Origin of the sequence: Actinomyces timonensis DSM 23838, assembly GCF_000295095.1 — a bacterium.
GTDB lineage: Bacteria > Actinomycetota > Actinomycetes > Actinomycetales > Actinomycetaceae > Actinomyces > Actinomyces timonensis.
Genome location: NZ_JH806632.1, coordinates 1,372,020 through 1,383,287, shown reverse-complemented (window position 1 = coordinate 1,383,287; position 11,268 = coordinate 1,372,020). Strand labels below are relative to the sequence as shown.

At 72.0% G+C, this 11,268-nt stretch carries 10 protein-coding genes; 6 read left to right on the top strand and 4 right to left on the bottom strand.

The features are described 5' to 3' along the window. A partial coding sequence (locus tag A1QA_RS13775) for a serine/threonine-protein kinase (protein ID WP_244266073.1) occupies window positions 1-1,242 on the bottom strand: 1,242 nt, incomplete at its 3' end. A gap of 261 nt (window positions 1,243-1,503) precedes the next feature. On the opposite strand from A1QA_RS13775, the gene A1QA_RS0106175 reads away from it, so the two are divergent. From A1QA_RS0106175 to A1QA_RS0106145, 6 genes are all read left to right on the top strand, one after another. Next, window positions 1,504-2,631 carry an ABC transporter ATP-binding protein gene (locus A1QA_RS0106175; RefSeq protein ID WP_017178050.1) on the top strand — a complete coding sequence of 376 codons (1,128 nt, stop codon included), beginning with the start codon at window positions 1,504-1,506 and terminating at the stop codon, window positions 2,629-2,631. Window positions 2,632-2,794: 163 nt separating this feature from the next. After that, a complete protein-coding gene (locus A1QA_RS0106170) occupies window positions 2,795-4,171 on the top strand; it encodes a DUF4032 domain-containing protein (RefSeq protein ID WP_017178049.1) in 1,377 nt (458 codons plus the stop codon). Between the two features lie 269 nt (window positions 4,172-4,440). Next, window positions 4,441-4,884: a LytTR family DNA-binding domain-containing protein gene (locus A1QA_RS13770; RefSeq protein WP_017178048.1), complete on the top strand. Its 444-nt coding sequence runs from the start codon at window positions 4,441-4,443 to the stop codon at window positions 4,882-4,884. Between the two features lie 26 nt (window positions 4,885-4,910). Then, a complete protein-coding gene (locus A1QA_RS0106160; protein WP_017178047.1) occupies window positions 4,911-5,357 on the top strand; it encodes a DUF3021 domain-containing protein in 447 nt (148 codons plus the stop codon). A 49-nt stretch (window positions 5,358-5,406) separates the two neighbouring features. Beyond that, window positions 5,407-6,408: an ABC transporter ATP-binding protein gene (locus A1QA_RS13765; protein ID WP_017178046.1), complete on the top strand. Its 1,002-nt coding sequence runs from the start codon at window positions 5,407-5,409 to the stop codon at window positions 6,406-6,408. Then, entirely contained in the window at window positions 6,405-7,184 is a 780-nt protein-coding gene (locus A1QA_RS0106145) for an ABC transporter permease (RefSeq protein WP_017178045.1), read from the top strand. The genes A1QA_RS13765 and A1QA_RS0106145 overlap by 4 nt, the downstream gene beginning before the upstream one ends. Before the next feature lie 119 nt (window positions 7,185-7,303). On the opposite strand, the gene A1QA_RS0106140 is transcribed toward A1QA_RS0106145, so the two are convergent. The 3 genes from A1QA_RS0106140 to cysS all read right to left on the bottom strand — a co-directional run bounded on the left by A1QA_RS0106140 (window position 7,304) and on the right by cysS (window position 11,252). Further along, complete coding sequence (locus A1QA_RS0106140; RefSeq protein ID WP_017178044.1) at window positions 7,304-8,539, bottom strand: hypothetical protein; 1,236 nt, start codon at window positions 8,537-8,539, stop codon at window positions 7,304-7,306. A 133-nt stretch (window positions 8,540-8,672) separates the two neighbouring features. Further along, entirely contained in the window at window positions 8,673-9,668 is a 996-nt protein-coding gene (gene rlmB / locus A1QA_RS0106135; protein WP_017178043.1) for a 23S rRNA (guanosine(2251)-2'-O)-methyltransferase RlmB, read from the bottom strand. Between the two features lie 66 nt (window positions 9,669-9,734). Beyond that, complete coding sequence (cysS, locus tag A1QA_RS0106130; RefSeq protein WP_017178042.1) at window positions 9,735-11,252, bottom strand: cysteine--tRNA ligase; 1,518 nt, start codon at window positions 11,250-11,252, stop codon at window positions 9,735-9,737. Between the last annotated feature and the right edge of the window lie 16 nt (window positions 11,253-11,268).

Below are 11,268 nucleotides of genomic sequence, written 5' to 3'. Positions count from 1 at the left end.
CAGGCCCACGGGCGAGGCACCACCGGGCACACTCCCGCCAGCGCCAACCGCCCCGCCGGGCCCACCCGCGCCCCCAGCGCCGGAGCCGGGGGCGTAGGAGGCCGGGATCGCCTGGGCCCCAGACCTCGCATCGGGGGCGGCGCCCTGGAACGGGCTCGGCGCGGGAGCCCGCCCGTAGGCGCCGGGGGAGGTCCCATATCCGGAGGCCGCCGGGCTCATCGTCGGACTGCCACCCGGGCGCTGGACCGACGTCGGGCTCGGCTCGCCCACCGACGGGGCGCGATAGAGCGGGCCCTGGGAGCCCAAGGACGGCCGCGGCTCAACGCCACCGGCCCCGGGCAGGACCGCGGCGAGAGCGCGCGAGCCGTCCCCGCCGTCGGCGATCTCGTCGAGGACGGAGAGCAGGTCGTCGATCGAGAGGCGGTCCGCGGCCCTGGGCTCCAGGGCCGCGCGGAAGGCGCGCGCCAGGGCGGGGCAGTCCTCGGGCAGATCACCGAGCTCGGGCGTCCCGGCATAGACGCGGCGGAAGACCACCTGCCAGGGGCCGGAGCCGAAGGGCGCGCGGCCGGTCACCGCGAAGAGGAGCACGCCCGCGCAGGCGTACCAGTCGACGCCGGGGGAGGGCTCGTCACCGTCGAGCATCTCGGGTGGGATGAATCCGGGGGTCCCGGTGACCTGGCCGGTCTGGGTGAGGCGGACGTCGTCGGCGACCTGGGCGATGCCGAAGTCGATGAGGACCGGCCCCTGGGCGCCGAGCATGACGTTGGAGGGCTTGAGATCCCGGTGGATGACGCCGGCCGCGTGGACGGCCCGCAAGGCGTCGACCAGGCCGTGGGCGAGGTCGGAGAGGTCGCGGGCGTCGGTGACGAGGTCGTAGGCGCCCTCGTGGTCGACCTCGCGCTGGAGGGTGGGGCCCTCGACGAGCTCGGTGATGACGAAGGTCATGCCGTGGGCGGACTCGGAGTCGCCGGTCTCGATGTCGAGGATGCGGGCCACGCGGGCGTCCCGGACCCGGGCCAGGACCTGGGCCTCCCGATCGAGGCGGCGCCGGGCCATGGGGTCGGCGGCGATCTGCGGGTGGAGGATCTTCATGGCGACGCGGTCGCCAGCCTCATCGGCCACCTCCCAGACCGCGCCCATGCCCCCGGCGCCGAGGCGCCGCAGGAGCCTGTAGCCGCCGACGGTGGCGCCCGCCCGCAGTCCGCTGATCGACGGAGGAAGAGAGACAGGGGACTGCGTCATGCGGCCAGAGTACCGGCCGAGCAGAAGGGACCACAGCATGTGATGCAGTTCACACTGCATTTGCCCAGGTCTCCTCCCATCGGATGTCGCGCTTCGGAGTGGGCCATGACATTATGACACCCGTCGAGGGCTCCCGCCCCGGCACCGCGCCAAGGACGCCACGCGCTGCCCGACTCGATCGAATTTCGTCAACGCTGACATCCCGGCACCTCTCCACTACGGATCGTCCGGCACGTACCTGCCGGTGAAGGGAATAACTCCATGGCTACCGTGACCTTTGATCACGCCACCCGCATCTACCCGGGCAACGACCGCCCCTCGGTGGATCAGCTCAACCTCGAGATCGCCGACGGCGAGTTCCTCGTCCTCGTCGGCCCGTCCGGATGCGGGAAGTCGACGTCGCTCCGCATGCTCGCCGGCCTGGAGGACGTCAACTCCGGCCGCATCCTCATCGGCGACCGCGACGTCACCGATGTCCAGCCCAAGGACCGCGACATCGCCATGGTCTTCCAGAACTACGCCCTGTACCCGCACATGAGCGTGCACGACAACATGGGCTTCGCTCTGAAGATCGCCGGTACTCCCAAGGAGGAGATCGACAAGCGCGTCCGCGAGGCCGCCAAGATCCTCGGCCTGACCGAGTACCTCGACCGCAAGCCGAAGGCCCTCTCCGGTGGTCAGCGCCAGCGCGTGGCCATGGGCCGCGCCATCGTGCGCAAGCCGAAGGTCTTCCTCATGGACGAGCCGCTGTCCAACCTGGACGCCAAGCTCCGTGTCCAGACCCGCACGCAGATCGCCTCCCTCCAGCGCTCGCTGGGCGTCACGACGGTCTACGTCACCCACGACCAGACCGAGGCCCTCACCATGGGCGACCGCATCGCGGTCCTCAAGGACGGACTCCTCCAGCAGGTCGGCACCCCGCGCGAGATGTACGACAAGCCCGCCAACGAGTTCGTTGCCGGCTTCATCGGCTCCCCCGCGATGAACCTGGGGCACTTCACCGTCAGCGGCGACGTCGCCTCCATCGGCTCGGCGAAGATCCAGCTGAGCCGCGCCACCCTCGACGCCATCAAGCCTGAGGACGGCGGCAAGGTCGCCATCGGCTTCCGCCCCGAGTCCCTCGAGGTGGTCTCCGCCTCTGACGAGCACTCGATCCCGGTGCGCGTGTCCTTCGTCGAGGAGCTCGGCTCCGACGCCTACATCTACGGCGAGCTCGTGGGCGCTGAGGGCTCGGAGGACAAGCTCGGCAGCGGCGAGGACTCCAGCCAGATCATCGTCCGCGTTCCCCCGCGCACCGCGCCGGGCGCTGGCGAGACGGTCTACGTGCGCATCAAGCCCGGCCAGGAGCACATCTTCTCCGCGGCCACCGGCGAGCGCCTGCCCGCCTGATCGCATCCGCGAGCCGCGGCCTCCGGGCCGGGCCCGCACCGGAGCCCCGTTCCCACCACGGCGGGGGCGGGGCTCCTCGCATGCGCGGGCACCGGGCGGCCCGCCGCCGGGCCGTGACCACCTGGGCGGCCCGTCGCCGCGGGATTCCTGCAAGAATCGTCCCATGCTCATGTCCATGCAGATCTCGGCCGCGACGATCGACCCGGCCCTCCTCGACCTGCCCTGGGAGCTCCCCCTGGAGGAGTGGCCCCAGGATGTCCTGGCGGCCCTGCCGCGCGGCCTGTCACGGCACGTCGTGCGCTTCGTCAACCTCTCCGAGCGCGTCATCGCGGTCAAGGAGATCGGCGAGTCGGTCGCCCACCGCGAGTACGAGCTGCTGCGAGACCTCGTGCGCCTGGGCGCCCCCTGCGTCATCCCGACCGCCGTCATCACGGGCCGCATGGGCGTCGACGGCGAGCATCTCAACTCCGCCCTCGTCACGGAGCACCTGTCCTACTCGCTGCCCTACCGCGCCCTGTTCAGCCAGTACATGAGCCCGGACACCGCCACCCGCCTCATCGACGCCCTCGCCGTGCTCCTCGTGCGCCTGCACCTCCTGGGCTTCTACTGGGGGGATGTCTCGCTGTCCAACACGCTGTTCCGCCGCGACGCCGGCGAGTTCGCCGCCTACCTCGTGGACGCGGAGACGGGCGAGCTCTACCCCGAGGGCGGGCTCACGGAGGGCAAGCGCCTCTACGACATCGACGTCGCCCGCACGAATATCATCGGCGAGCTCATGGACCTGCAGGCGGGGGCGCTCCTGGAGCCGAGCGTCGACACGATCGAGGTCGGGGACCGGATCGTCGAGCGCTACCACGACCTGTGGGAGATCCTCACCGGCGAGGAGTCCTTCGCCATGGGGGAGCGCTGGCGGGTGCGCAGCCGTATCGAGCAGCTCAACGAGCAGGGATTCGACGTCGGCGAGCTCAACATGCGCACGGACGAGACCGGGGAGCACCTCGTCATCCAGCCCAAGGTCGTCGACGCCGGCTACTACCACCGCCGCCTGCTGCGCCTGACGGGCCTGGATGTCCAGGAGCGGCAGGGGCGCCGCATGCTCAACGACCTGGAGGCCTACCGCGCCACGCGCGGGATGCGGGACCGTCCCATCGAGCAGGTGGCGCACAGCTGGCTCGCCGAGGTCTTCGAGCCGACCATCCAGTCCGTGCCGATCGAGCTGCGCCGCAAGCTCCAGCCCGCGGAGATCTTCCACGAGGTCCTGGAGCACCGCTGGTACATGTCGGAGGCCCAGCAGCGGGATGTGTCCACCGAGGAGGCCGTGCAGGACTACATCGCCCATGTGCTCCCCCAGCACTGGGATGAGGAGTCCTACCTGTCGCTCGGGGACACCCAGGAGATGGCGGCGATCTTCGTCGACGACGAGGAGGAAGCTCCGATCGAGGACGACGCCGAGTTCGCGGCCCGCGACGAGGAGACGGCCGAGGCCTACAGCGCCAACCCCTTCGGCTTCACCGCCGGCATGAAGTTCAAGGGCGAGTGAACGCCCCTCCCTGCACGAGAACGGGCGAACGGCACGGCGAGACTGTGGTGCGTCAGGACATCTGAGGCATCGATCGTGTCTCGGATGTCCTGGAGCGGTCTGGGCGGTGGCTGGGGCGGTGGCGGCCGATCGGGATCGAGGCAGTCCGACGACCACTTGTCCCCCGGCACCGACCGCTTGTCCGGATCCATGCCCACTCCCGCCCGCGGCTGCGCTTGACTGGATAGCGGGGCGCGAGCCCCGCCCCACCGCACGCGCCTGAGGTAGTCATGAAGATCAGCATCCACGTCGATCCCCGTGTCGAGGAGACGGAGGTGAGCGTCCGGGCCCAGGCCTTGGACGAGGAGGTGCGCCAGATCGAGTCGGCACTGACCCATCTGGGCGCTCCTCCCCGCCTGACCGGCACTGGCGGCAATCGCACCGTCCTGTTGGAGCCCGCCCGCGTCTTGCGCTTCTTCACTCGCGACAAGCGGGTCTACGCCCACGACGCCGCCGGCACCTGGCGCGTCCAGCCGCGCCTGCACGAGTTGGAGCGCCTCCTGCCAGGCAGTGACTTCATCCGCATCAACCAGGGAGAGATCGTCAACCTGGCGCACGTGGCCTTCATGGATATGTCCGGCGCCGGGACGATCTGCGTCCAACTGCGCGACGGCACCCGCTGCTTCGTCTCGCGGCGCTCGATCCCCCGCTTCAAGGCCGCGCTCGGCCTCTAGCCCCATACAGACAGGACAGAATCCCAATGATCGCCGCACACCTCCTCAAGAGCCTCGGGACCGGATCCCTCGCGGGCGTGACCGTCGGAACCCTTCAGACGCTCGTCGTCTCCTCCGCCGGCGGCACGCGATACACCCCCGGGAACCCCGCTTTCCTGTCGGGCTTCGCCAACGAGAACGTCGCCGTCCTCGTCGAGCTGCTCGTCTACGCCCTGCTCGGCGGGGTTTGCATGCTCGCTTCCGAGGTCTACCGCTCCGACCGCCTGAGCATCGCCACGAGCACCCTCGCGCACCTGGGCCTCGTGGGTGGCTCCGTCCTCACGGCCGGCTGGTACCTCAAGTGGTTCTCCGCCTCCACGGCCCTCGGCTTCGCCGTGGTCTTCCTGATCATCTACACCGTGATCTGGGTGGCCAACTACCTGCGCTACCGCCGCACGATCAATGCCGTCAACGCCCGCCTGAGCGAGCGCTGAGCCCGCGCGCCGCCCGTCTCTGAGCCCCGCCACCAGGAAGGAGACCACGATGACCACCGCTTGGCCCAACCGCGACCGGCGCTCCGGCCCCGCCGTCGCCACCCTGGAGGGGGTGACCAAGACCTACGACGGCGTGAACGTCGTCGACCACGTGGACCTCACCCTGGAGGCAGGGCGCGCAGCGGTCCTGGTGGGCCCCAACGGCTGCGGGAAGACGACGACGGTCGAGATGCTCATCGGCCTGCGCCGTCCCAGCGCGGGGCGGGCCACGATCGCCGGGATCCCGGTGGTCCCCGGCGGCGAGCACCGTTTCCACGTCGGCGTCCAGCTGCAGACCTCCGGCCTGCCGGCCAAGATCAAGGTCCGCGAGGTCATCCGGGCTGTGGCGTGCCTGTACCGCGACCCCGCAGACTGGCGGCCCTTCGCCGAGAGGCTGCGCGTGGACGCCTTCCTCGGCGCCACGGTGGACAACCTGTCCGGTGGGCAGCGCCGGCGCCTGGACATCCTGTGCGCGACGCTGGGCCGCCCCTCCCTGCTGGTTCTCGACGAGCCGACCAGCGGTATCGACCCCGAGGGGCGGGCGACCGTATGGGATTTCATCCGCTCCCAGAGCGCCGCGGGCTGCGCCGTGCTGGCCACCACCCACGATATGGCGGAGGCGGAGGCCTTCTGCGACGACCTGCTGGTCATGGCGGACGGGCGGATCCGCCTGCGCGGCTCGGTCGAGCAGGTGCTCGCCGCCCTGGACGGGGACCGGCGCCTGCGGATCATGTCTCCGACGCCCGAGGCGTCGTCCCTGGTGCGCGCCTCCGGGCGCCCTTACGGGCGCAGCGGGAACTCCCTGGTCGTCGTCGGCAGCGCCGCCCAGATGGAGGACCTGGCCCGGTCCATCGACCGCGCCCCCGGCGCGGGGAGCATGGAGACCCGCATGGGCCCGGTCCGTCTGGAGGACGTGTTCGCCATCGTCGTGGCGGACAGCACGAGCAGCAGAAGCAGGAGCGATGGCCCGGTGCCGCGGCCCGCGGCGCTCTCAGGCGAGGAGGCGGCATGATGGCGCGCGACGACAAGGCGGGATCGCAGCGAAGGATGCTGCGCGTCTGGTCCATCCAGGAGCTGCTCCTGCTCCTGCGGGAGCCCGTGGCCGTCTTCTTCTCCCTGGCCCTCCCCCTGGTGGTCTACGTGTTCCTGTGCCTCCCATACGCGGAGGAGCCGATCCCCGACACGGATCTGCGGTTCATCGACACGATGTTCCCCTCCCTGATCGGAACCATCGGGGCGAACCTCCTCCTCATGGGACTGCCCATCTACGTCGCCGAGCTGCGCTCGCGCCAGGTCGACCGCAGGTACAAGGCCCTCCCCCTGCCCGGGAAGGTCTTCGGCGCCGCGATCACGATCGCCATGCTCGTGATGATGGCGCTCGCCTCAGCCATCATCATCGCCGTGGTGGGGCTCGCCCACGGGCTGCGGGCCGAGGCAGCGAGCCCGGCGTTCATCGTCCTGAACCTCAGCCTCATCGCGTTCCTGTGCGCCGTCGGCTTCTTCTTCGGGACGCTGCCATTCGGGGCCCGCACCATCCAGGCGCTGACGGCGGCCATCTTCTTCATCCTCTTCTTCGGCTCAGGCGCGGCGGGCCCGATCGACCCCCTGCCCGAGTGGTTCAAGGGAGCCCTGGAGTGGAATCCCTTGAAGATCTGGTTCGACGCCTTGGTCCGCGTGTACGCGGGCGCGGACGTCTCGTCCGGGACCGTGTGGAGAGCACTCCTCATGCTGGCCCTGGGGACGGCGCTGGCGCTGATCGGCCTACGCGACTGGCGCCGGACCGAGTAGGGACGCCGCGCGTGAGTCCTCTCCGACTCCGACCTGCCCAAGCCGGTTGCGGAGGGGGCGAGCCTCCGCGCGACGGGCCAGAGCAATTCTCGCCGTGCTGATCGCCCGGTCTCGGTGGATCAGTCGGAGACGAGCTGGGCGTCGACGAGGCGCGTCTCCTCGTCAGCGCGACGGCGCAGCTCGCGGTGGCGCACCACGGAGGCCAGTGAGGCCTGGAGGATCGCGTCGACGAGCACCATGGCGCCCACCGCCGCCACCCCCTTGTGGACCCCGCCGCGACGGCGCATGGCCGCGCCCAGCAGCGCCCCGCCGACCCCGCCCTCCAGGACGAGGGCGGCGCGCACCGTCCACGGCTTCTCCGTGACGGTCTCCACGTAGGCCTGCCGGATCGCCTGGCCGGGCGTGCCCGGGTCGCTCACCATGAGGCCCACGGAGCGGGTCACGGCGTTGGCCAGGCCGCGGGGCTCGTGGACGACGACGCCGGGCACCTCCACGGGCGCCAGCGCGCCGGAGAGCACCTGGTCCACCCAGCCCGGCAGCCCCAGGGCCTCGACCATCGCGGTCAGACCGGCGGCGCCCGGGGTGGCCAGTGCCTTGGCGACGGCCTCGGCGTCGGCGCCCGGAATGGCGGCGGCGATCGCCGAGGCGTCAGTGACATCGGTGAGGAGGTCGTCCACCACGGCGCTCAGCGCGGGCCCCGGCTCGGCCACCCCGCCCCACACGTACTGGGAGGTCATGCCCCAGGAGAAGACGGCGTCGTCCTCGGAGTCCCCCGTGGTGACGGCGCGAACGGTCATATCCCCCTCGTCGACGGTCAGGACGAGCGCGGGCAGCGACTCCTCGTCCCAGCCGAACATGCCGAGCGACAGGCCCTCGCCGGAGTGCAGGACGATGCGGCGGTCGATCTCCGGGAGGGTGGCCACGGCGAGGGGGCGCTCGAGGAGCGTGGCCTGCAGGGGCACCATGTAGGCGCTGATCGGCGAGACGATGACGGTGCGCGCCGTGGGGGTGGCGTGGCGGGCGAGCTCGGGCAGCTCGGCGTCGTCGGGAAGGGCGTCGAAGGAGGCGGGGCCGATTGTCACCGAGGCGCTGAAGGCTCGGGCGAGGGTCTCGGCCAGCTCGCTGACCCCCATGCCGGGCACGACGCCGCCGCGGCTGGGCGGGGTGACGGCGACCCGCGCCTCGGCGTCGGTGAGCAGGGTGATCGACAGCAGGTGCGGTGTGCTCGGGTACCACTCGAGGCGCGCGACGACGCGCTCGGAGTCCAGGCGCGCGGCCACGTCCTGGGGCGCTGTGCCGGGGGCGATGACGACGCCCTCCGTGCGGTTCCAGCGCTGCGATGCGTCCTGTGCCATGGCGGTCTCCTCGGGGTTGACTGCGGCCCATTGTGGCAGCAATCCGGCCCGCGTGTGAATGGAGGGCGGCGCAAGGGCGCCCAGAGCCACCCAGGGGCGCCCAGTGCCGCCCCGTGGTTCCCGCCCCGCCAGCTCAGCCCTCGGCCGCCGCGCGGCGCAGGCGGTCCACCTCGTAGAGGGTGATGCCCGTGGCGACGGCCGCGTTGAGGGACTCCACGCTCGCCGAGATCGGGATGGAGGCGATGATGTCGCAGGTCTCGCGCACGAGGCGGGACAGCCCCGCGCCCTCGGCGCCGGTGACGATGACGAGCGGCGCGTCCGCCAGGGAGAGCTCTCCCACGGGCGTGTCGCCCCCGCCGTCGAGCCCGACGACGAAGCAACCCTCCTTCTTCAGCTCGCGCAGGGCGCGCACGAGGTTGGTCTCGCGGGCCACGCGCACGCGGGCGGCCGCGCCGGCGGACACCTTCCAGGCGGTGGCGGTGACCCCGGCGCTGCGGCGCTCGGGGATGATGACGCCGTCGGCGCCGAAGGCCCCGGCCGAGCGCAGGACCGCCCCGAGGTTGTGGGGGTCGGTGACCTGGTCGAGGGCGATGAGCAGGGGCGTGTGGCCGAGCGAGCGGGCGCGGTCGAGCAGGTCGGCGGCGGTGGCGTACTCGTAGGCGGGGATCTCGATGGCCACGCCCTGGTGGGCGGCGCGGTCGGTGAGGGCGTCGAGGTCGAGTCGAGTGGTCTCCAGGACCGGGGCTCCGAGCAGCGCGGCGCGCCGGACGACGGCGCCGAGCCGGTCATCGGAGGCGGCCGAGACGGCCATGAAGACGCGGCTGATGGGCACACCGGCGCGGGCGGCCTCGGCCACCGCGTTGCGGCCGCAGACGACCTCGAAGCCCTCGGGCACGCCGAAGCCCTTCTTGAGGCGCTCCATCTGGTTGACGCGCTGGTTGGCGCCGACGGCGCGGGCCTCCGCCCGGGCCTTCGCGCGGGCCTTGGGGTGGCCGACGCGGTTCTCGGCCTTGGGGGTGGGGCCCTTGCCCTCGAGGCGCTGGCGGCGGTTGCCGCCCGACCCCTTGGTGGCGCCCTTCTTGGTCCCGGGGCGGCGCCGGGGGCCCGGGTACTGCTCGTTGCCGGGCATCGCATGCCCTCCTATCAGCGGGTCGTCATGGGGGTGGTGGCTGGTGGTCGGGGGGAGAGAGGCTGCTCAGCCGAGGTGCCAGCGGGCGCCGCCCGCGGAGTCCTCGACGACGACGCCGGCCGCCGCGAGCTGGTCGCGCAGGGCGTCGGCGCGGCCCCAGTCCTTGGCGGCGCGGGCCTGGGCGCGCTCATCGAGGAGCGCGGCGACGAGGTGGTCGAGGGCGCCCATGGCGGCATCGGAGCCGTCGGACCCGGCGCCGCCGAGGACGCCCGCCCGCCAGGGCTCGGCGAGCGGGTCGAGCCCGAGGACGTCGAGCATGGCGCGCAGGTCGAGGGCCGCGGCGGCGATCGCCGCGGGCTCGGGGGCGGGCGCGGCGAGGGCGGCGTTGAGGGCCTTGAGGGCCGCGTGGACGCTGGCCATGGCGGCGGCGAGGTTGAGGTCCTCATCCATGGCGGCGGTGAACTCGGCCGGCAGGGGCCGCGAGCGCAGCTCGGAGGCGGGGGCGTCCACAAGGTTGCCCCCGCCGTCAGCGTACTGCTTGAACACGCGGGTGATCGCTCCGGTCAGGCGCTCCCAGAGGGCGGCTGCGTCGCCGAGGGTCTCCTGCGAGAACTCCACCGTGGAGCGGTGGTGGACGGTGCCCAGCGCGAGGCGCAGGACGGGCGCGGGGTAGGCCTTGAGCAGCTCGGCGACGACGAGCGAGTTGCCCAGGGACTTGCTCATCTTCTCGCCCTTGATGGTCACCCAGGCGTTGTGGACCCAGTGGCGGGCGAAGCCCCAGCCGGCGCCGTGGGACTGGGCCTGCTCGTTCTCGTGGTGGGGGAAGCGCAGGTCGATGCCGCCGCCGTGGATGTCGAACTCATCGCCGAGGTAGCGCCGGCTCATGGCGGAGCACTCCAGGTGCCAGCCGGGGCGGCCGCGCCCCCAGGGGGTGTCCCAGGCGGCGTCGGAGGGCTCGCCGGGCTTGGCGGCCTTCCACAGGGCGAAGTCGCGCGGGGAGCGCTTGTCCGCCTCGACGTCGTCGTCGATCTGGGCCTCGTCCTCGGTGGTGGCGAGGTCCTCGAGGCGCTGGTTGGTGAGCGAGCCGTAGTCGGGCAGGGAGGCGACGTCGAAGTAGACGTTGCCCGGCGAGCCGACGTAGGCGTGGCCGGCGTCGATGAGGCGGGAGATGAGGTCGATCATCTCGGGGACGTGGCCGGTGGCGCGCGGCTCGTAGGTGGGGGGCGCGACGCCGAGGGCGCGGTAGGCGGCGTCGAACTCGCGCTCGAAGCGCTGGGCCCAGGCCCACCACTGAACGGAGGGCTCGGCGGCGGCGGACTTGGACAGGATCTTGTCATCGATATCGGTGACGTTGCGGATGAGGACGACCTTCTGCCCGCAGCGCTCCAGCCAGCGGCGCAGCACGTCGAAGGCGATGCCCGAGCGCATGTGGCCGATATGTGGGGAGCCCTGGACGGTGGCGCCGCACAGGTAGATGCCCACCACCCCGGGGGTGACGGTGGGGGCCAGGGGGACGACGTCGCGCGCGGCGGAGTCGTACAGGCGCAGTGCCAGTGCTGGGGCGTCGGTGGTCGCGGTGCTCACGGGGGCAGCCTAGCCG

Excerpts from the sequence above, each read along its gene's own strand:
- A1QA_RS0106170 (WP_017178049.1), top strand. The coding sequence starts at position 2,795 with ATGCTCATGTCCATGCAGATCTCGGCCGCGACGATCGACCCGGCCCTC.
- rlmB (WP_017178043.1), bottom strand. The coding sequence starts at position 9,668 with ATGCCCGGCAACGAGCAGTACCCGGGCCCCCGGCGCCGCCCCGGGACC.
- A1QA_RS0106145 (WP_017178045.1), top strand. The coding sequence starts at position 6,405 with ATGATGGCGCGCGACGACAAGGCGGGATCGCAGCGAAGGATGCTGCGC.
- A1QA_RS0106175 (WP_017178050.1), top strand. The coding sequence starts at position 1,504 with ATGGCTACCGTGACCTTTGATCACGCCACCCGCATCTACCCGGGCAAC.
- A1QA_RS0106140 (WP_017178044.1), bottom strand. The coding sequence starts at position 8,539 with ATGGCACAGGACGCATCGCAGCGCTGGAACCGCACGGAGGGCGTCGTC.
- A1QA_RS13765 (WP_017178046.1), top strand. The coding sequence starts at position 5,407 with ATGACCACCGCTTGGCCCAACCGCGACCGGCGCTCCGGCCCCGCCGTC.
- A1QA_RS13770 (WP_017178048.1), top strand. The coding sequence starts at position 4,441 with ATGAAGATCAGCATCCACGTCGATCCCCGTGTCGAGGAGACGGAGGTG.
- A1QA_RS0106160 (WP_017178047.1), top strand. The coding sequence starts at position 4,911 with ATGATCGCCGCACACCTCCTCAAGAGCCTCGGGACCGGATCCCTCGCG.